Genomic DNA, 19,809 nt, shown 5'->3' on the forward strand with positions numbered 1-19,809 from the left:
GCGGCAGAAATGGCGTGATGCCGCTCACTTAAGCCGATGAGTGCGTATTTAACCCAATGCGCATTGATGCGCACCGCATTAAAGACCGCACAAGTTTTATTGCGCAGTCGGCTTCACCATCGCCACACCGGACTTATGCTGCGCCAGGTACTGTTGCTGGAAAATGCACATACGAATGGTGTTGCGATACTCGCCGTTGATGAAAAACTCATGCTTGAGCACGCCTTCCACTTCAAATCCCAGCTTGGTGTAGATGTGAATCGCTTTCTCATTCTCCTGGTCAACGATCAGGTAGAGTTTGTAGAGATTTAGCACCGAAAAGCCGTAATCCATCGCTAATTTGGCCGCCTGGCTGGCTAAGCCTTTACCCTGATGCCCCGGATCGATAATGATCTGAAATTCAGCACGCCGATGTACATGGTTGATCTCGACCAGTTCAACCAATCCCGCTTTTAGGCCGTCATGTTCGACAACAAAGCGGCGCTCGGTTTGATCGTGGATGTGTTTGTCATAAAGATCCGATAGCTCAACAAAGGCTTCGTAGGGTTCCTCAAACCAATAACGCATCACGCTGGCGTTGTTATCTAACTGATGCACAAAGTGCAGATCTTCCCGCTCTAACGGACGCAATTTCACCGACATACGGTGTTCCTTCTGTAGAAAAGTTGGCATGAGTATAGCGCCGTCGCCAGCAGGTTGCTTTCGCACCAGTGTGGTTAACCCTGCCGTATTTATGCACCGTTGAAGTGCGAAGTTGCGCATAACGCTCCCATCAGAACAGGGTTTGACGTTCTGGCACAGCCATTGCTTGGCTTGTATAGATAAGACTATACAACCGTTGTTTTTCATCACCTTTATCAGGAGTGGAAGATGGGCAAGCCAGTGAAACACGTTGTTCTTGCATTAACCGCCGCCGTACTGTGTGCCAGTGCTATAGCAGTACAGGCAGCCGACACCAAAGTCGCTATCGGTATTTCCGGCTGGACCGGATTTGCCCCGCTGACGCTGGCCGATAAAGCCGGGATCTTTAAAAAGCACGGCCTTGATGTGGATGTGAAGATGATCCCGCAAAGCAGCCGACATCTGGCGGTAGCCTCTGGCACCATTCAGTGTGCGGCCACCACGGTAGAAACCTATATCTCCTGGAACGCGGCGGGCGTGCCGATCAAACAGATCGTTCAGCTGGACAAGTCCTACGGCGCAGATGGCCTCGCCACGCGCAGTGACATCGCCAGCATTAAAGATCTCAAAGGTAAAACCGTCGCGGTAGATGCGCCCGGCACTTCTCCTTATTTCCTGCTGGCGTGGATGCTGGATATAAACGGCATGACGATGAAAGACGTGCGTCTGGCCACCATGGCACCTCAGGCGGCGGCACAATCCTTTGCCGCGGGTCAGAACGAGGCGGCAGTGACCTACGAGCCTTATTTGTCGGTGATCCGCAATCAACCTAAAGCGGGCAAAATCCTTGCCACTACGCTCGATTATCCAATGGTGATGGATACGCTGGGTTGCACGCCTACCTTCCTGAAAGCACACCCTGATGCCGCAAAAGCGCTAGTTGCCAGCTACTACGACGCGTTAGAGATGATCAAACAGCAGCCAGACAAGTCCAATGAGATCATGGGTGCAGCGGTGAAGTCGACGGGTAAAGAGTTTGCTGAGTCGGCCAGTTACTTGCGCTGGCAAGGGCCGGAAGAGAACAAGAAATTCTTCAACGGTGAAATTGAAACCTTTAGCGAAGAGGCGGGCAAACTGCTGCTGCGTGCGGGTGTGATCAAGAAAATGCCGGATGTGAAGAGCCTGTACGACGCCAGCTTCGTGCAGTAAGCGGGAGAAAGGAGATGGAGATGAGTAAAAGCCAACCGGTGACTCCCCCTGCGTCACTGCCGGATGCCCCCGTGCGCTGGCACAACCCGCTGATGGTCCCCCTGAAAGCGATTTCGCTGCGGTTACGTATTGCCTTGGGCGTGGCCTTCTTTGTGCTGTTTATCGCGGTGTGGACGCTGGTGACGCTGGGCGGCATGGTGTCGCCCACTTTCCTCGCGGACCCGTTGACCATGCTGCAGCAAGGCGTGCTGTTGTTCACCGAGTACAACTTCTCGCTGGATATTGGCATGACGGTGATGCGCGTACTGTCGGGCTTCCTGCTGGCGGCTGTGATTGGTGTGCCGCTGGGCATCATGATGGGCGCCTACAAAACCTGGGAAGCCTTTCTCGAACCCTTCGTCTCCTTTTGCCGTTACTTACCGGCATCGGCATTTGTGCCGTTGCTGATCCTGTGGGCAGGTATTGGTGAAACGCAAAAGATTCTGGTGATCTTTATCGGCTCTTTCTTCCAGATCGTATTGATGGTGGCGGTAACGGTGAGCGGCGCTCGTCGCGATCTGGTCGAAGCGGCCTACACCTTGGGATGTTGCAACCGTTCGATTGTACGTCGGGTGCTGATCCCAGGGGCGGCACCGGGCATTGCTGAGCTGCTGCGCTTAGTGCTGGGCTGGGCATGGACTTACGTTATCGTCGCAGAGTTAATCGGATCGGAGAGTGGGATCGGCCATATGATCGTTGACAGCCAGGCGCTGCTCAACACTGGGCAGATCATTTTCGGCATCATTGTGATCGGCTGCATCGGCTTGATCTCTGACTATCTGTTCAAAGTGCTCAATCGGCGCTTGTTTGCATGGAGTACCTTGTCATGAAGCACAGCAAACTCAACGTGCGCGGTGTCGAGCGTATTTTTATCGGCCCCAAAGGCGAACAAACTCAGGCGTTGCAGCCGATCGATTATCAGGTGGAGGAGAATGACTTCATCACCATTCTCGGGCCATCGGGCTGCGGGAAATCCACGCTGCTGCGCATCATCGCCGGACTGGATACGCCCACGCGCGGAGAAATCTGGCTGGACGGTAAAAGCGTGGAAGGGCCGGGTGCCGATCGCGGCATGGTGTTCCAGAGCTACACACTGTTTCCGTGGCTGACGGTGGAAGAGAACATTCGCTTTGGTTTGCAGGAGCGCGGTATCAGTGCGGCGCAACAGAAAGAGCGCAGCGATTATTACATTCAGCAGGTGGGACTACGTGGTTTCGCGCAGCACTATCCGCGCCAGCTCTCGGGCGGCATGCAGCAACGCACCGCGATTGCCCGTGCGCTGGCCAACGATCCCAAAGTGCTGTTGATGGATGAGCCGTTTGGCGCACTGGATAACCAGACGCGTGTGATGATGCAAGAGCTGTTGCTGTCAGTGTGGGAGCAGTCGCGCAAAACCGTATTGTTCGTGACGCACGACATTGATGAAGCGATTTTTATGGCCAACAAGGTGGCAATTTTTAGCGCGCGGCCGGGCCGCATCAAGCAGGAGGTGGCGGTGAATTTTAATAATGGGCGCGATTACACCATTAAAACCTCACCGGAATTTATGGCGTTGAAGGCCGAAGTGACGGAGTCGATTCGCAGTGAAACGATGCAGGCGATGGCGCATTAAGGGGTTCAGAGGCGTAACGGCGCGCCTATTGCGCCGTTACGATTTAGCTTAACGTCTTACCCGACAATTCGTCCCAGTGCCATATGTGCCGCACGATCGCACATATGATCGATCACATCAGGATCGTGACTCACCAGCACCATGGTCAATCCATCATTCTGCTTTAAATCATTCAGCAGGTTGAGGATTTCCGCCTGCACCGACATATCCAATGCCGAGGTTGGCTCATCCAGTAACAGGATCTTCGGCTCCAGCAGCAGGGCGCGCACAATGGCTACGCGCTGACGCTGGCCGCCAGAGAGCTGATGTGGGTAACGATCCGCCAGTGCTGGATCCAGCCCAACATGGCGGAAACCGTTGTTGATGCGATCGTCGATGTTATCGCGTTTCAGCATTTTCAACGGCTCAGCCAGCGTGCGGCGCAGACGATGACGCGGGTGCAGCGAGGCATAGGGATCCTGAAACACCATCTGCACATCACGACGCAGTAGGCCGGTAAAAGCCTTGCCCGGCTGCACATCGGTGCCAGCCAGCTGCATGCTACCGCTCCAGAAAGGGTTTAATCCGGCCATCACCCACAGCAGCGATGACTTGCCGCAGCCTGATGGCCCGACCAGGCCAAAACACTCGCCCGCGGCCACCTGCAAAGAGACGTCATGCACCACGGTGCGCAGTTCATAGCCCTGCTTATGCGACACGCTCAGATTGTTTAACTCAATCATGGTCTGCCTCCAACGCAGCGCGATCCAGCACCGGTAAACGCTCGCCGTGCGTCGCTTTGCTGGGACGACACGCCCACAGCGTGCGCGTGTAAGGGTGAGTCGCATTAGAGAGTTGGGCCGCAGGCAGCGTGTCCAGCAGGCGACCTTTGTACATCACCATCACGCGATCGCAGTGTTCGGAAACCTGTTGCAGATCGTGGCTGATCAGCAGCAAGCCCATATTGCGCTGCTCCACCAAACGACGAATCAGTGCCAGCACCTGATCGCGCATCGCATGATCAAGCGCCGAGGTCGGTTCATCGGCAATCAGCAGATCGGGATCGGTGATCAAAGCGATCGCCAGCATCACACGCTGCCCCATACCGCCAGAGAGCTGATGCGGATAACGCTTCATCAACTGACGGGGATCCGGCAGACCGACCGCATCCAGCATCTCGCACACTTTCTCTTTGCGTTCGGCACGGCTCATTTTACGGTGCAGTATCAGGGGTTCTTCTACTTGCCAGCCGATAGTGCGGGTGGGATTCAGTGCGTATTTTGGATCCTGCATCACCATCGCCACTTTGCCGCCGCGCAGGGCGATCCAGTCGCGTTCGCGCAGCGCCAAGGCATCAGCACCTGCCACCTGCAAACAATCGGCTTGCAGGTGCAGTGCCGGTGACAGCAAACCCATCAGCGAACGGGCAGTCAGCGATTTACCTGAGCCGGACTCACCGACCAGTGCGACACGCTCGCGACCAATTTGAAAGGCGATATTATCCACCAGCAGTGCATCGTCACTGCGGATGGTCACCCCTTGGGCATCAATTAACAGATCATTTGGCATGACGGGTATCCAGTCGGTCGCGCAGGCCATCGCCTGTCAGGTTAAACGCCAGACTGGCGAACAGAATCGCACCGCCGGGGGCCGCAGCCACCCACCATTGGTCGAATATCACTTTACTGCCTTCCGCCACCATCGAACCCCATTCGGCCGTTGGCGGTTGTACGCCCATGCCGAGGAAACCCAGGCCAGCAGCAGAAAGAATGATGCCGCCGAGACTCAGCGCGGCGCGCACCACTGCGGTTGGCAAACACAGCGGCAGAATGTGGCCGAACATCAAACGCAGACCGGTAATGCCCTGCATGCGTGCAGCAGCGAGATAATCACTGCGACGTAGTGCCAGGGTTTCGGCTCGTGCCTGACGGGCGAACGGCGGCCAACTAGTCAGTGCCAAGGCCAAGGCACCGTTCATCAATCCCGGCCCGAGCATGGCAACCAGCGCCAGCGCAATCACCAGGTTCGGCAGAGACAGGAAAATATCAGTGATGCGCATCAGTACGCGCTCGGTCCAGCCGCCGACGTAACCGGCAGTAATGCCGACCAGCAGGCCAACCGGAATGGTCAGCACCAGAATCAGCGACACTAGCAGTAAGGTTGGGCGTGCGCCGTAGATCACGCGAGACAGTAAATCGCGGCCAAAGCCATCGGTACCGAACCAGTGCAATGCGGAAGGCGCCTGTAAACGTTGGGCGATCACTTGCGCGTTGGGATCGAAGGGGGCCAGCAGCGGGGCAAACAGTGCCATCGCCACCACAATCACCACCAGTGTCAAGCCAATGGTCAGTGAAGTAATACGCGCACGGCGACGGCGTGGTCGCACGGTTTCCAGTTCAGAGAGTTGTTGGGTCATCGGGTTCTCGGATCGGTTAACCAGGTGAGGGCATCGGCCAGGGCGTTGAGCAGGATAAAGCAACTGCCAATCAGCAGGGTCGAGCCAAGAATCGCCGGGGTATCAGAAGAAAACAGCGCGTTAGTCATGTAGCGTCCAACACCGGGCCAGGCGAAGACGGTTTCGGTTAACACCGAACCTTCCAGTAGCGTGGCGTAGGAGAGGGCAATCACGGTGATCAGCGTACCCAGCACGTTAGGGAAGATATGACGCAGCAGGATGCGGGTACGACTCGCGCCCTTCGCGCGCGCCAGAATCACATACTCTTTGCTGCTCTCTTCTAATAGCGCAGCACGCAACAAGCGTGTAATCCCTGCCATCGCCAGTAAACCGAGGATTACCACCGGCAGCCACAGGTGGGCAATCGCATTGCGGAACATCTCCGGATCGCCAGACAGCCAGCTATCAATCAGTACGAAGCCGGTTTTCGGCTCCAGCGTGTAGATCCAGATATCGTCCAGTTGTCCCGGTCCGGCGGACCAGTGCAGCACCGCGTAAAACAGCAGCAGACCCAGCAGGCCGAGCCAGAATACGGGCACCGAATAGCCGAGCAGGGAAATAAAGCGCGCCACGTTATCGATCACGCTACCCGGTTTCCACGCTGCCAGCAGTGCCAGTGCAATGCCAAACACCGCAGCAAAAATCATCGCACAGGTAGCGAGTTCAATGGTGGCCGGGAAGGTGCGCATCAAATCCGCACTGACCGGTTGGTTGGTGAGGTGCGAGAGCCCCAAATTACCCTGTGCCAGATGGCTGATGTAACGCCAGAACTGCACCAAGACAGGCTGGTCGAGTCCGAGGTCGTGGCGCACCTGCGTATAGGTGGCTTCGCTGGCGTGATCGCCGGCGATCTGTTGTACCGGATCAACCGGCGACAGGTGCGACAACATGAAAGTGAACGCTAACAAACCTATCAGCGTCACCAGCAGTGATAGCAGGCTGGTGATCAGACGGCTAAAGCGCTGCCAGAGTGGCCGGGTGAACCCGGCCTGTGAAGCAGACACTGCCATTACTTAGAAACCTGCGAGTAGTACACCATATCCGGGTTAATCCCCTGCACATAGCCTTTGAGATTGTCGCGCAGTGCAATCAGGTTACGTGCTTGCAAGCCAATCACATAGGGTGAATTCTTCAGCACTTCACGCTGCATTGCCTGATACAGCTCAACGCGTTTATTGCTGTCAGCTTCGGCGGTGGCGGCCAGCGTTTGCTTGCTCAGTTCCGGAATGTGCCAGTCAGAGCGATACGCGATAGTTTTGCTGCCATCTTCCGGGTTGTAAGCGAAGGAGGCGGCGTTGGTATTCGGATCGAAGTAGTCCGCGCCCCAGGCATTTAGCGTGGCTTCATACTGATGGGCTTTCACGCGGGTAGAGACTTCAGAACTCAGGCCTGGTTGCACTTCTACCTTCACGCCACCCTTGGCAAAACTGCCCTGCAGCGCCTGCGCGATGTCGAGGTAAGGCGGCTGGTTGCTGGTGGAGAGTTTAAAGCTGACGTTGGTCAGGCCCGCTTTCTTCAGAATCGCTTTGGCTTTCTCCGGATCGTAGCTGTAAGGCGTGTCGTTCAACGCACCGAGGAAACCTTTTGGCAGGAAGGTCTGATGCACTTCGAACTGGCCTTTCAACAGGTCGTTGGCAATACCTTTATAGTCGAACAGGTAACGAGCGGCTTCCCACAGGGCTGGATTCTTCAGCACTGGATTTTCACCCACGTTGAACTGGATGTAGTAGAGCGAGGCCATCGGAATCGCTTCGGTCTTCACGCCTGCTTTGCCCTTCAGCGCTGCGATTTGGTCCGCACCGAGGTTACGTGCGATATCGACATCGCCTTGCTCCAACAGCAGACGACGGGCAGCCGGCTCCGGTACGTTCTTGATCAGAATGTTTTTCAGCTTCGGAGCGCCAGCCGGTGACGTCGGGTTGGCGGTCAGCAGCACCACTTCATGCAATACCACTTTACGGATCTGATATGGGCCGCTACCGGCTGAGTTAGTGCCTAACCATGCATGGCCGAAGTCACCATTTTTGGCATTCGCCTGCGCGGTTTTCTCATCCACAATAGAAGAGACAGGCGCAGACAGCAGGCTCAGCACATAGGCTGGGCTGACATTGGCGCTCCAGCTGATCTGTACGTGATTGTCATCGACTTTCTTCAGGAAGGTATCAACGTTGTCTTTATTCCAGCCGAGCTGAGTCAGAATAAAGGAAGGATCGAGATTCAGTTTCACCACGCGACCGAGGGAGAAGATGACATCTTCTGGGCGCAGCGGATTACCACTGGCGAATTGCGCGCCTTTACGCAGTTCAAAAGTCAGACTGCGATTGTCACTGCCAGGTGTCCATGAGGTCGCCAGCGTCGGTTTGAGGTCGGTTGGATTGGTTGGGTCAGACTGGACCAGACGTTGGTAGATGTTAGTAAACGCTTGCACTGTGGTGAGTTCAAAGCCCTGCGCCGGGTCGAAGCTATCAGCATCATCAGTCGACTGCGCAATCACCAGCGTATCCTTTGGTGTTGCGGCCTGAGAGGAGAAGGCGGCTACCAGCGAAAGCGCCAGCAGTGAGGGAATGATTTTTTTCATGTTGTTTCCTTGCCTTAAAAAAGTAACGCGAGTTTACGAGAGCGCCGTAATGAAGAATAGTCAATTTATGGCTATGCATATGCCTTTAGGTTCTAAGAGCGACGGAACGGTTATAAGCATGTTAAATATAGTGGTATTGCCAGTGCGTCATCGGTGGGTATCACCGCTCGCATTTATCAACCAAATTACAACGGAAATTAAACTGCTTGCTTAACGAAAATAATTAACTTTACTTCGAAATGCTCAGGAATATAATGGCGCCAACTTCAAACAGGAGAATTCAGTTGGACAGTCACCCTTTTAGATGGCAACACAAGGCAAGCTGACGCGCGAATTCTTTTGTCGCTGCTTGCCAACACGGCGGGCAGCAATCCTCACCTCTCTCTGATGATTGTTCCCCTTGAACGAAGAGTAACGAGCTACTGCTCGTAGGGATTTCATCATGCACATGATTTTAAACGCACTTTTCCCTCCACCTCGATGCGCGCGCTGATTTTCAGCGTGCAGAGCTAACCGCTGTCGTCGCGCGTTTTGGCGCGTCCGTTGTCAGGCTAACTGGCAAATTCGGACCGCTTCAAGGTCGCACGTTAACGGTGAAATTGACATCGTGATCTCTCTTTCTCGTTATTTTAGCGAGCGATTTTCTTCGTCTTTTATTTACGGGAGGTAATATGGAAATTCCCGACAGGTTATTTTTAATCATCTAACGCAACGTCGTTAATTTAATTTATCCCAATTTATGTGCTCCCTGCACAGGGACTTTTATTGCCGTAAGAAATAGAGGAATGTCATCATGACTGACATGAAACTCAACCAGGAAAAAAAAGCCTGGAACAACACCGTGCGCCAACCGCGCCAGAAAACGCCACGCTATCTGATTGAAGATGAAGCGGGTTTTACCGCCGACGAAACCCTGGTGCGTCTGCGCAGTGATGCGCTCGGGCTGAGTGAACGCGAAGCCGAAGCGCGCCTGGAGGTCTATGGCCGCAATCAGGTGGAACACGATAAAGCTCCCCCGGCACTGATTCAGCTGATTCAGGCGTTCAATAATCCCTTTATCTACGTATTAATGGTGCTGGCTGCGGTGAGCTTTTTTACCGATTACTGGATGCCAATGCGTAAAGGCGAGGAGACCGATCTGACCGGTGTCATCATCATTGTGACGATGGTAACGCTCAGCGGTTTGCTGCGTTTCTGGCAAGAGTTCCGTACCAATAAAGCCGCGCAAGCGCTGAAATCCATGGTGCGTACCACCGCAACCGTGCTGCGCCGTGAATCTGCTCAGGAAGCACCGGTCAAACAAGAAGTGGATATTGCGACGCTGGTGCCAGGTGACATCATTTATCTTTCTGCGGGCGATTTGGTGCCTGCTGATGTACGCCTGCTGGATTCGCGTGACCTGTTTATCAGCCAAGCGATTCTGACCGGTGAATCACTGCCCGTTGAGAAATATGACGTTACGGGTAATGTCACCAGCAAAGGCGCTGGTGCGAGTGATCAAGGAGCTTCACTGCTTGAGCTCGGCAGCGTTTGTCTGATGGGCACAAACGTCTCCAGCGGCAGTGCTAAAGCCGTGGTGGTGGCGACTGGCGGCGAAACCTATTTTGGCAGCCTGGCAAAATCCATCGTTGGTAACCGCACCCAAACGGCATTTGACCGTGGCGTGAACAGCGTGAGCTGGCTGCTGATCCGCTTCATGTTGGTGATGGTGCCGGTTGTGCTGCTGATTAACGGCCTGACCAAAGGCGACTGGCTGGATGCCTCCTTGTTTGCCTTGGCCGTTGCCGTGGGGCTGACACCGGAGATGCTGCCGATGATCGTCAGCTCCAACCTGGCGAAAGGCGCCATCGCTATGTCACGCCGCAAAGTGATTGTGAAACGACTGAATGCGATTCAAAACCTGGGGGCCATGGACATTCTGTGCACCGATAAAACCGGTACGCTGACCCAGGATAACATCATCCTTGAGCATCATCTGGATTGTGCGGGGGTGGAAAACTCACGCGTGCTGATGCTGAGCTGGCTCAATAGCCACTATCAGAGCGGTACGCCCAATCTGATGGATCGCGCGATTCTGCGTTATGGCAAAGAACGTGTTACGGCTGACATGGGCGATTACTACGCCAAAGTGGATGAGTTGCCGTTTGATTTTGTGCGTCGTCGCGTGTCTGTGGTGGTTCGCGACCGTCGTCTCAATCAACAGATGCTGATCTGCAAAGGCGCAGTGGAAGAGATGCTGAGCATCGCCAGTGCCGAGCGTGAAGGTAAATTGATTCAGCCGCTGGACGAAAAGCGTCGTGCAGAATTGCTGGCACTGGCCCATCAATATAATGAGCAGGGTTTCCGCGTTCTGCTGGTGGCGAGCCGTGTGCTGGAGGAGCCAGGCTTGCAGCAGGCATTGAGCGTGGCAGATGAGCAAGGGTTAACCGTAGAAGGGCTGCTGACCTTCCTCGATCCGCCTAAAGAGAGTGCCGCCAAAGCCATCACCGCACTGCGCGACAATGGCGTGAGTGTCAAAGTACTGACCGGCGACAACCCGGTGGTCACGGCACGGATTTGCCAGCAGGTTGGCATTGATAGCGGCGACATCGTCACTGGCGATCAGATTGCCATGATGAGCGACGAGCAACTGGCTGACGCTGCGGCTCACAGTGCGGTGTTTGCCAAACTGACCCCGTTGCAGAAATCACGTATTTTGCGTGCGCTGCAAAAGCAAGGCCATACCGTTGGCTTCCTCGGCGACGGTATCAATGATGCGCCTGCACTGCGTGATGCCGATGTCGGTATTTCCGTCGACAGTGCAGCAGATATCGCGAAAGAGTCTTCTGACATCATCCTGCTGGAAAAGGATTTGATGGTGCTGGAAGAGGGCGTGATGAAAGGACGTGAGACGTTCGGTAACATCATCAAGTATTTGAACATGACGGCCAGCTCCAACTTTGGCAACGTGTTCTCAGTACTGGTAGCGAGCGCCTTTATTCCGTTCCTGCCGATGCTGGCGATTCATCTGCTGATTCAGAACCTGATGTATGACTTGTCTCAACTGGCATTGCCATGGGACAAAATGGACCGCGAGTTCCTGCGTAAACCACGTAAATGGGACGCACGTAATATCAAACGCTTTATGCTGTGGATCGGACCTACGTCTTCCATTTTTGATATCACGACATTTGCGCTGATGTGGTACGTATTTGCCGCCAACAAACCGGAAATGCAGTCTCTGTTCCAGTCTGGTTGGTTTGTTGAAGGATTGCTGTCACAGACGCTGGTGGTGCATATGCTGCGCACCCAGAAAATTCCGTTCATTCAGAGCCGCGCCGCGTTACCGGTACTGCTCACCACGGCGTGCGTGATGATTGCCGGCATTCTGCTGCCGTTCTCACCACTGGGTAACATGGTGGGATTGGTGCCGCTGCCTTGGGCTTACTTCCCATGGCTGGTGGCGACTTTGCTGGGCTACTGCGTGGTCGCACAGGGCATGAAAATGCTGTACATCAAACGCTTCGGTCAGTGGTTCTAATCTTATGGAGGCGTTATGCGGAAACGGAATCTCGATAAGGTGGTGTGCCATCTGCTGATAATTATGGTGGTCATCGTCGTGCTAACGTTGGTGTTTCGTTAGTCAACTAAGGGCAGGTTATCCTGCCCTTAATCATTTAAAGTCATGATAAGCCGCTTGGTAAATCCAGCGCTACGCTTGACGCCTTTTGGGTCGCCAATGAAAGGTAGAGTGAATTTGGGGGAGTCGGCGACTCTGAGCGACCAGAGTGTGTTTTCAAAAAATTTGAACTGGATGCGATTGTCGTAGAGGTTGAGTGATTCAAAAAAACCGGTTGTGTACGCATTCTCAATATGAATGATTTCCTGGACACCTTCGCCGCGTTGGCAAAGCACAATGGTAAGGGACTCTTCATAAGCGATGCCATCCGTGACAAATAGCACATATCTTTTAGGGGCGATTTCGACTGCCGCTTCCAGAACCGAGCCGGGGATGATAATGCCACTGGGCTGTTGCTCAATAAGGACTTCGCTACGCGCCTGAGCTGTTTCCGTGGCGGCGTGCCGTTCTACCAAAGAAAGATTAAAAACCTGATGCATCATCGCCATATTGCATCCTGGCTCGTGATCATAAGCCATCTACCTTTTTCTTAATCAGTTTCGAATACTCAATCTGCAGGTGGGGATCAGTGGAGAGGCAGGCGGCGATAGTTGAAATATCGCTTTGTAAGGCACTGATTGCCTCATCAAATTTTCCACGCCCGTTAATATCGAGCGATTGTGATAGGGCGACATCCATGCTGATTCCTCTCAGTGAACATTAATTGAACTTTAACAAAGCCGTGTTCAGCGACGCAACAATGAGCAATCTTTTGTGGAATACGGAAAGTAAGAATAGATTCATAAACCAGAATCTATATTAAGTATCTGATTTTATGTTTAAAGTTAAAATCAGTAGTTGAGTTGGTTTGACTTAAGGTGTGTGGTTTCTATCACTCTACTTTTTAGATATCAGACAGTTCTGAGGTGAAAATGAGCCAGTCAAAACGTGCGTTAATTATTGGTGCTTCAAAAGGGATTGGATTAGCCGTCGTGCAGCAACTGCTTGCTGATGGTTGGGACGTCACCGCCACCTATCGCAGCACTGCCGTTTCGTATCAGCATGAAAAGCTGCGTTGGCTGCCATTGGATATTACCGTTGCTACTCAGCGTGAACAGCTACTCTCGCAACTCAAGGGTGAGCAGTTTGATCGGGCGCTGATCAATGCGGGTATTCTCGGCCCGGATTCAATGGAATTGATCGCCACTTCCGATGATGAATTGATGCAACTGTTTATGACCAATAGCGTTGCGCCGGTGCGTATGGCTGAAGGCCTGTTACCCCTGCTGCAGGAAAAACAGGGTGTGCTGGGTATTACCACATCTCGTCTCGGCAGCCTGACGGAAAATGCCGAGGCGATTCGCCCTTATTATTCGGCCAGTAAGGTGGCGTTGAATATGCTCAGCCGCGCTTTGGTTCAGCAGATGGCTGCGCGGGGCACAACTTTGCTCTCATTGCATCCGGGCTGGGTCAAAACCGATATGGGAGGCGATGACGCCGACATTACTGCCGTTGAGAGTGCTCAGGGGCTGGTGGCGCAGATGGATCGGTTTGCTGGGCAGGGCGGACATCACTATGTCGATTATAGCGGTAGACAATTAGCCTGGTGATGACACTCCTGCTGGTGGTTACCAGCAGGTTATTTTACTCTTCGTCTGGCGAGTAATACTGCACGCCAATTTCAATGCGCTCGCGACCGCTGGCTACGCGATGACGGTTGCTGTCTCGCAGTGAATAGATGCAGCCGCAATACTCCTGCTGATAGAAACGCTCGCGCTTGCTGATCTCGATCATGCGTGATGATCCACCGCCTTTACGCCAGTTAAACTCCCAATACAGCATATCGGGATAGTGCGCTGCCGCCCGCACGCCGCAGTCATTGATCTGCTTCATATCCTTCCAGCGCGAAATGCCCAGTGAACTGGTGATCACCGGGAAGCCATTTTCATGTGCATACAGTGCGGTGCGTTCAAAGCGCATATCGAAACACATGGTGCAACGGATGCCTCGCTCCGGTTCCCACTCCATGCCGCGGGCCCGATCAAACCAGTTGTCTTTATCGTAATCGGCATCCACGAAAGGCACACCGAACTGCTCAGCGAAGCGGATGTTTTCCTCTTTACGCAGCTCGTACTCTTTCAGCGGATGAATGTTTGGGTTATAGAAGAAGATGGTGTAATCAATCCCAGAAGCCAGCATCGCTTCCATTACTTCACCCGAACAGGGGGCGCAGCAGGAGTGCAGCAGCACTTTGTTGTGACCGTTGGGTAACGGCAGGGGTTGGCGTTTGAAGGTGTCAGACATAAGAAAAAATGGTTAATGAGTGTTGGGCGAAGTGTAAGTCGAGATTCTGTCAGACGCAAAGCGCTACAAACAAAAAAGGCCGCAATCGCGGCCTTTCAGGATTTAATCAGAAGACATTATTCAGTGACTTTCTTCTTCAACTCGCTGGCACCTTCTTTGGTTTTATCCCAGCCTTTAGTCGCACCTTCTTTAGTGGCATCCCACCCTTTTTCAGTGCCTTCTTTGGTTTTGTTCCAGCCTTTCTGCGCGCCTTCGCTCACTTTGCTGCTGGTGCTGTTACTTTTTCCTTCAGCAGCATGTTTGGCTTTCAGCTTCTGCTCTTCGCCTTGGTGCTGTGCTTGATGCAGCTTCTCTTTGGCGGTGTTTGCGCCCGCTTGTGCGTTCGCGACGGTCTCGTCAGTTGCGTGTGTGGTAGCGGCAAACGCCGAAGAAGCCAGCAGCAGGGCAGATACAGCAATAATTGTCTTTTTCATGAATATTCCCTCATCAATCGCTCTATGAGTTATGAGCGTAGTTAACAATGGCACGCTCAGCCAGAATTGGCTCCAGGAATAAACTTAATTGAATCATTGAGGTGAGAGGGATCGAAAAGTGCGTAAGGTGGATGCTTATTGAACAGTTATTGCTGTTTACGCACTAATGGTTGAGAGGGAATTAATGTAAAGGGGCGTCAAATCCCATCAAAAATTATATACCACAGTGATTTGCACAGCCTTCTGGCTTTCTAACTTAGCGACCACAATAGTTTCTTGTGCATTTAGGTGTCGCCAGCAAACTCCTTTCACCATGCAGCTTTCTTCTTCTTTGTAACCCTTCAGTTTCAGGTAGCCATTAAGAACATTGGTTTCATCTGTACCCAAAAAGGTCATTGTGTAAACATGCGAAGCGGGTCCAGATATATTGGAGAATGTAAAACTATAGTCAGGAGAAATACGCGGAATAGTTTTTAGCACCTCAGGAGTGTAATAAGCGTATTTGTCATCTTCTTGCTCGGTGTAATGTGCGCTGCTGGCAACTCTCATTTCAATTGCAGGCCAATACCAGGCGAACAGACCCACGATGAGAAGTAAAAGCAGAGCGGCAATTTTGAACGGTCTATTCATAAATCTAAAGTGCCTCCCTGTGCTTTATCGATGAAGCTTCCATCACGTGTTGCAATGGCAACATTTCCAGAGCAAAAATCGTCATAAGGTCTGATTGTACGCATAAAATTAGGCAATTGTCCTTTGAACGGTTTTGAATGAGGGAATTTTTCCGGGTCGGGAAAGAGAATGGGTTGGAAAGCGTCATTCTTGAAGGAACCAATTGGCCCATAATAATCCCAGCGTTTAAGGGCTTCAGATTGACTCACCGGACGTATAAAGTTAAATGGATTTGGTATCGACATGACGCGATAGAAGCCCAGTAAATCCGACACGAGGTCTTCACTGCTGAACCCGCTGTCGGTAATCAGGTTTACAGGAAAGGAGCCTTGTAAGGATTCGAATTTGCGCGCGACTGCCATCATCATGGCTAGTGCAATACTGCGGCGCTCTTGGTAGGAGCGTCCTCGTTTGATTCGCCATTTGGTTAGTTTGCCAACTTTTATTAGCCCCCAAGGATCGACCATGGACTGGGAATAGGTGACTGTGTAATTTTCCCGACTGGAAGCTTCACCGTAATTGATCTTGCTCATCAACATTCTGATATCCGTACCCTGAGCATGGCCCAGATCAATCCACCCTAGTACTTCTGTATAAACCAAACCATACAAAGAGTTAGCAGCATCTCTTCCATCGATTATTTCACTTCGTTTGCTCATTATTCACTTCCCTTTCCATGGGTAAAATATTTCAGTGCCTTAATTTTCTCTATGGTCGGATTTATAACAGCTATGAATTGCTAAGTTCAATAGTGGAACGCCTAACAAAAGTTATATTAATTAGCTGGGTGGCGGTTAATTAAGAAGTCTTGTAACGAGTCGTTTTAGTACGTGGTGCAACTCGCGAGGTCATTTGGTGTTGAGTTCATGAGGTGTTTTCCCACCTTATTAAAATAAGGTTTGAGGTGTATTTGTAGTGAATGTGTGATTCAGACCATTAATGTCGGTTCTAATGCTTTCTTATTTGAATGCAGCAGGTTAGTTTTTCTGGCCAGGATCATTAGAACATAAACTCAAGGAAATGAAATAGTGAGCAAGCTTGTTGAGATTCTGCAATATCGCTTGAAGCCGGGAACCGGTGAATCCTTCCATCAAATCATGCGTGATATAAGCGTTCCACTCCATTACCAGCAGGGTATAGATGTTATCGCTTTTGGTTGTTCTCGCCACGACGCAGATAGCTACTACCTGCTACGCGCCTTTGAAAGCGAAGCACAAATGCAATCTGTACTAGAAGATTTCTACGCTAGCGAAGCATGGCAAAGGGGGCCAAGAGAGAAGGTTATTGAGCGGATTGAGATCAGCCTTAAATCTTTGCTCTTACTTCCGAAAAGTGCGATAGATGAGATAAGAAAAGGCTTCGAGGTGAGCGAAAGAGAGTACCAACTCTGACAAGCTGCGGTTTAATGTTGAGCGTTTTCGATAGATATGCGCCATTAGGTTAGCCAGCCACAGGCTGGCTACATTACTCTTCGTCGCGCTCTTTTGCCGCTCGTTGACGTTCATAGTACTCATCTTCTGCAGAGATGATTTCATCCAGCAGTGAATCCATATCTACGTCGTGGACTTCTTCGACAAACTGACCGGTCAATACGGTTTCAGGCGTTAACTTACCGTCTTCGAACAACTGCCAGATTTCTTTGGCATAGCGCGTTTTTAATATCTGCGGAGCGAACTGGCCGTAGTACTCGGTGATGTTATTCACATCGCGTTCAAACATCGATTCGGCGTGATTGTTGGCAGCAGCATCCACCGCTTGTGGCAGATCGATGATGACTGGGCCATGCTCATCTTGCAGCACGTTAAATTCCGACAAATCGCCATGCACAATACCGGCACATAGCATGCGCACGATATTGCGAATCATGGTGGCGAAATCAGTTAACGCTTCCTGTTCTGACAAAATTACATCGCTAAGGCGCGGCGCCACAGCGCCGTCAGCATCGGTGACCAGCTCCATTAAGAGTACGCCGTCCAGACACAGATGCGGCTCCGGCACGCGAACGCCTGCTTTAGCCAGACGAAATAGCGCATCGACTTCTGCGGTATGCCAGACTTCTTCTTGCTGTTTACGTCCGAATTTTGAACCTTTCTGCATCGCACGTGCACTGCGGGAGTTGCGAACTTTACGTCCTTCCTGATACTGCACGGCTTGCTTAAAGCTGCGCTGTGAGGCTTCTTTGTAAACCTTAGCGCACTGCACTTTATCACCGCATAGCACGGTGTAGACGTCAGCCTCCTTGCCACTTTTCAGCCGCTGAAGCACGTCATCAATCAGGCCATCATCGACCAGGGGTTGGATTCGGTTTGGAATTTTCATGCGGCTTTATACCTTATTTCAGGTGCTTTTCGCATCAAGAAGATGGGGTATAACATGAGAAAAGCCAAGCGAGTGGCTTCAATGAGGGCGTTGCGCCAGAATACTGCTCAATCTCATTTCTCTGATGAGATCTGACGAACTGTCCTGAGAAATTCACGAGGGCTGGTTTCCCAAAGCTCCGGCGAGAAATCAAACCCATATCGCTTCTCAAATTCTTCTTCAACACCATCACCATAGGCGGAGATAAAATCATCAACTTCTTCAACGAGATCATCGAGCATCCATTCTGGTGCTGACCTTTTGAATAGCTTAATTATGTCTTCTATCGTGTCTTCGCCCTCATTTATGATATCGGCGTCTTGGTTGAAATAACCGAAAATCAGCTGGTCAAGAAAGTGGAAGTTTTGCATTCGTTAATCCAGTAGGTTCAGTGCGAAGCACAGCGCAGTTGCTCTCGCCAATTCAAGTGAGTTCATGATAAGCGCGAGCCCGCCAAACTGGCGGTTACTTGCAGTTCTGACTCCGTTACTGTTTTATCAGCAAAAGCGGCAGCAAGTTGAACAGGTGACATGGCAATCTTTAAGCCATCATCCATTGCGCCTCCTTGTGTGGTTAAAAGATAAACAAAATATGTGCATTCACTTGTGTGATACGGGCGCTTTATGAAAACAAAAAATAATAGTAGTAAAAGGTGTCCGCGTTGTTACAACGATGAGCAGGTCAATTGCTAGGTTTACTATCTATAGATTTGATGAGTAGCTCAAGGCCATCACAATCATAGAGAACGTAGTCCGCTTCCTTAGGTCACGCGGATTGTATTTCTTTGACGGAGGGAGGTGTGTCTTGCCATTGCCGTGTTTTCAAAGTTTAGGCACCTCAAAAACAATAAAGCTTTATGAGGTGTCTAAAAGGTTCGAATTTAATTAGTTGGGTTCAGACTTCGCGGGACAAAATGAAGGCACAAAAAAGCCCGCAAGGCTTTCACCGTGCGGGCTTTTAGGACTTCATCAGATGACTCTGGTGTCACCGATGGAGAATTTTGGTGGAGCTGGCGGGAGTTGAACCCGCGTCCGAAATTACTACACCGTCGGCACTACATGCTTAGTCAATCTTTACATTCGCCGGCCAGCTGCGGACAGACACGCCACTGACAAACTAGCCTGATTAGATTTAGTGCTTCAACCCCAGGCAAGGCATCCACACGATCTCTTTTGGGTTTGACCTCTCTTGATCCCCGTCTTAAGAGCGGAAGCTAGGGAGAGAGGGCTTCAAAGCAGGTTATTAAGCTGCTAAAGCGTAGTTTTCGTCGTTTGCGACTATTTTTTTGCGGCTTTTTACGAGGCAAACCGCCCCTCGGCATGCTCCTAAGGCTTCACAATCCCGTCGAGTCCAGAATCAGCCCCAAGAAACTCTAATACTACAGAAAGATGACGGACGAATCCAGTGCTTAACGCTTTGAATTCTTCATAATACGTGCTTTATCCATCTTCCATTCACGTTCTTTCACGTCGTCACGCTTGTCATGTTCTTTCTTACCGCGTGCCACGCCAATTTTCAGCTTGGCCCAGGCGTTTTTCCAGTACATCGACAGTGCTACCACGGTGAAGCCTTCACGGTTAACGCGGCCGTAGAGCGAATCGAGTTCACGCTGTTTCAACAGCAGTTTGCGGCTGCGCGTGGGATCACAGACCACGTGTGTTGACGCAACGGCAAGCGGCTGAAAGGTAGAACCAAACAGATAGGCTTCGCCATCGCGCAGCAAAATGTAGCTGTCGCTGATATTGGCTTTACCGGCGCGGAGTGATTTAACTTCCCATCCTTGTAACGACAGACCTGCTTCGAACTCTTCTTCAATGAAGTATTCGTGGCGAGCGCGTTTATTGAGGGCAATAGTGGCTGAACCGGGTTTGTGAGCTTTTTTCTTTGTCATAGTGCGGCGTAGTCTACATCACT

At 51.8% G+C, this 19,809-nt stretch carries 22 protein-coding genes, 1 other RNA gene and 1 pseudogene; 6 read left to right on the forward strand and 18 right to left on the reverse strand.

Features of this window, described 5'->3' with window-relative positions; genetic code table 11:
- Window positions 1–96: 96 nt before the first annotated feature.
- Entirely contained in the window at window positions 97–642 is a 546-nt protein-coding gene (gene speG, locus F3J38_RS25255) for a spermidine N1-acetyltransferase (RefSeq protein ID WP_167143617.1), read from the reverse strand.
- A gap of 228 nt (window positions 643–870) precedes the next feature.
- Between speG and F3J38_RS25260 the strand changes: the two genes are divergently transcribed.
- The 3 genes from F3J38_RS25260 to F3J38_RS25270 are packed head-to-tail and all read left to right on the forward strand — an operon-like array spanning window position 871 to window position 3,481.
- Window positions 871–1,830: an ABC transporter substrate-binding protein gene (locus tag F3J38_RS25260; protein ID WP_167143620.1), complete on the forward strand. Its 960-nt coding sequence runs from the start codon at window positions 871–873 to the stop codon at window positions 1,828–1,830.
- Window positions 1,831–1,850: 20 nt separating this feature from the next.
- Window positions 1,851–2,699, forward strand: coding sequence for an ABC transporter permease (locus tag F3J38_RS25265; protein WP_167143623.1), 849 nt, complete (start codon window positions 1,851–1,853; stop codon window positions 2,697–2,699).
- The gene (locus F3J38_RS25270) at window positions 2,696–3,481 is read left to right on the forward strand and encodes an ABC transporter ATP-binding protein (protein WP_167143626.1); all 786 of its coding nucleotides are present in this window, start codon (window positions 2,696–2,698) and stop codon (window positions 3,479–3,481) included. The genes F3J38_RS25265 and F3J38_RS25270 overlap by 4 nt, the downstream gene beginning before the upstream one ends.
- Window positions 3,482–3,537: 56 nt before the next feature.
- Here the strand turns inward: F3J38_RS25270 and F3J38_RS25275 are convergent, their stop codons facing one another.
- From F3J38_RS25275 to F3J38_RS25295, 5 genes are read right to left on the reverse strand one after another with little or no spacing between them, the layout of a single operon-like run.
- A complete protein-coding gene (locus tag F3J38_RS25275) occupies window positions 3,538–4,203 on the reverse strand; it encodes an ABC transporter ATP-binding protein (protein WP_167143629.1) in 666 nt (221 codons plus the stop codon).
- On the reverse strand, window positions 4,196–5,029 hold the full coding sequence (locus tag F3J38_RS25280) for an ABC transporter ATP-binding protein (protein WP_167143632.1): 834 nt from the start codon (window positions 5,027–5,029) through the stop codon (window positions 4,196–4,198). Before F3J38_RS25280 ends, F3J38_RS25275 begins: the two co-directional genes overlap by 8 nt.
- Window positions 5,019–5,876: an ABC transporter permease gene (locus F3J38_RS25285; protein ID WP_167143634.1), complete on the reverse strand. Its 858-nt coding sequence runs from the start codon at window positions 5,874–5,876 to the stop codon at window positions 5,019–5,021. The genes F3J38_RS25280 and F3J38_RS25285 overlap by 11 nt, the downstream gene beginning before the upstream one ends.
- Window positions 5,873–6,925, reverse strand: coding sequence for an ABC transporter permease (locus tag F3J38_RS25290; protein ID WP_167143636.1), 1,053 nt, complete (start codon window positions 6,923–6,925; stop codon window positions 5,873–5,875). The genes F3J38_RS25285 and F3J38_RS25290 overlap by 4 nt, the downstream gene beginning before the upstream one ends.
- Complete coding sequence (locus tag F3J38_RS25295; protein WP_045815851.1) at window positions 6,925–8,493, reverse strand: ABC transporter substrate-binding protein; 1,569 nt, start codon at window positions 8,491–8,493, stop codon at window positions 6,925–6,927. The genes F3J38_RS25290 and F3J38_RS25295 overlap by 1 nt, the downstream gene beginning before the upstream one ends.
- A 793-nt stretch (window positions 8,494–9,286) precedes the next feature.
- On the opposite strand from F3J38_RS25295, the gene mgtA reads away from it, so the two are divergent.
- A complete protein-coding gene (mgtA, locus tag F3J38_RS25300) occupies window positions 9,287–12,013 on the forward strand; it encodes a magnesium-translocating P-type ATPase (protein ID WP_167143639.1) in 2,727 nt (908 codons plus the stop codon).
- Window positions 12,014–12,141: 128 nt separating this feature from the next.
- Here mgtA and F3J38_RS25305 read toward each other — a convergent pair whose 3' ends face one another.
- Both F3J38_RS25305 and F3J38_RS25310 read right to left on the reverse strand, forming a co-directional pair.
- A complete protein-coding gene (locus F3J38_RS25305) occupies window positions 12,142–12,600 on the reverse strand; it encodes a hypothetical protein (protein WP_167143642.1) in 459 nt (152 codons plus the stop codon).
- A gap of 19 nt (window positions 12,601–12,619) precedes the next feature.
- Window positions 12,620–12,790 carry a hypothetical protein gene (locus tag F3J38_RS25310; RefSeq protein WP_167143645.1) on the reverse strand — a complete coding sequence of 57 codons (171 nt, stop codon included), beginning with the start codon at window positions 12,788–12,790 and terminating at the stop codon, window positions 12,620–12,622.
- A gap of 233 nt (window positions 12,791–13,023) precedes the next feature.
- Between F3J38_RS25310 and F3J38_RS25315 the strand changes: the two genes are divergently transcribed.
- Window positions 13,024–13,701 carry an SDR family oxidoreductase gene (locus tag F3J38_RS25315; protein WP_167143648.1) on the forward strand — a complete coding sequence of 226 codons (678 nt, stop codon included), beginning with the start codon at window positions 13,024–13,026 and terminating at the stop codon, window positions 13,699–13,701.
- 34 nt (window positions 13,702–13,735) lie between these two features.
- Here the strand turns inward: F3J38_RS25315 and F3J38_RS25320 are convergent, their stop codons facing one another.
- From F3J38_RS25320 to F3J38_RS25335, 4 genes are all read right to left on the reverse strand, one after another.
- Complete coding sequence (locus F3J38_RS25320; RefSeq protein ID WP_167143651.1) at window positions 13,736–14,395, reverse strand: epoxyqueuosine reductase QueH; 660 nt, start codon at window positions 14,393–14,395, stop codon at window positions 13,736–13,738.
- Between the two features lie 116 nt (window positions 14,396–14,511).
- Window positions 14,512–14,868: a KPN_00521 family repetitive protein gene (locus F3J38_RS25325; protein ID WP_167143654.1), complete on the reverse strand. Its 357-nt coding sequence runs from the start codon at window positions 14,866–14,868 to the stop codon at window positions 14,512–14,514.
- A 207-nt stretch (window positions 14,869–15,075) separates the two neighbouring features.
- The gene (locus tag F3J38_RS25330) at window positions 15,076–15,498 is read right to left on the reverse strand and encodes a hypothetical protein (protein WP_167143657.1); all 423 of its coding nucleotides are present in this window, start codon (window positions 15,496–15,498) and stop codon (window positions 15,076–15,078) included.
- Window positions 15,495–16,196 (reverse strand): hypothetical protein, encoded by a 702-nt coding sequence (locus F3J38_RS25335; protein ID WP_167143660.1) that lies wholly within the window; start codon window positions 16,194–16,196, stop codon window positions 15,495–15,497. Before F3J38_RS25335 ends, F3J38_RS25330 begins: the two co-directional genes overlap by 4 nt.
- Window positions 16,197–16,565: 369 nt before the next feature.
- Here F3J38_RS25335 and F3J38_RS25340 point away from each other — a divergent pair, with 369 nt between their 5' ends.
- A complete protein-coding gene (locus F3J38_RS25340; protein ID WP_370661742.1) occupies window positions 16,566–16,928 on the forward strand; it encodes an NIPSNAP family protein in 363 nt (120 codons plus the stop codon).
- Window positions 16,929–17,001: 73 nt separating this feature from the next.
- On the opposite strand, the gene F3J38_RS25345 is transcribed toward F3J38_RS25340, so the two are convergent.
- The 6 genes and pseudogenes from F3J38_RS25345 to smpB form a co-directional block, all read right to left on the reverse strand.
- Window positions 17,002–17,856 carry a PA4780 family RIO1-like protein kinase gene (locus tag F3J38_RS25345; RefSeq protein WP_167143663.1) on the reverse strand — a complete coding sequence of 285 codons (855 nt, stop codon included), beginning with the start codon at window positions 17,854–17,856 and terminating at the stop codon, window positions 17,002–17,004.
- A 113-nt stretch (window positions 17,857–17,969) separates the two neighbouring features.
- Window positions 17,970–18,266: a contact-dependent growth inhibition system immunity protein gene (locus F3J38_RS25350; protein ID WP_167143666.1), complete on the reverse strand. Its 297-nt coding sequence runs from the start codon at window positions 18,264–18,266 to the stop codon at window positions 17,970–17,972.
- Window positions 18,267–18,328: 62 nt separating this feature from the next.
- A complete protein-coding gene (locus F3J38_RS28295) occupies window positions 18,329–18,451 on the reverse strand; it encodes a hypothetical protein (protein WP_255463840.1) in 123 nt (40 codons plus the stop codon).
- Window positions 18,452–18,588: 137 nt separating this feature from the next.
- A pseudogene (locus F3J38_RS28220) lies at window positions 18,589–18,720 on the reverse strand (integrase); the annotation flags it as partial.
- A 176-nt stretch (window positions 18,721–18,896) separates the two neighbouring features.
- Window positions 18,897–19,259: a transfer-messenger RNA gene (ssrA, locus tag F3J38_RS25360) on the reverse strand.
- A 44-nt stretch (window positions 19,260–19,303) separates the two neighbouring features.
- Entirely contained in the window at window positions 19,304–19,786 is a 483-nt protein-coding gene (gene smpB, locus F3J38_RS25365) for an SsrA-binding protein SmpB (protein WP_167143669.1), read from the reverse strand.
- Window positions 19,787–19,809: the final 23 nt, after the last annotated feature.

Source organism: Candidatus Pantoea formicae (assembly GCF_011752625.1).
GTDB classification, from domain to species: domain Bacteria; phylum Pseudomonadota; class Gammaproteobacteria; order Enterobacterales; family Enterobacteriaceae; genus Pantoea; species Pantoea formicae.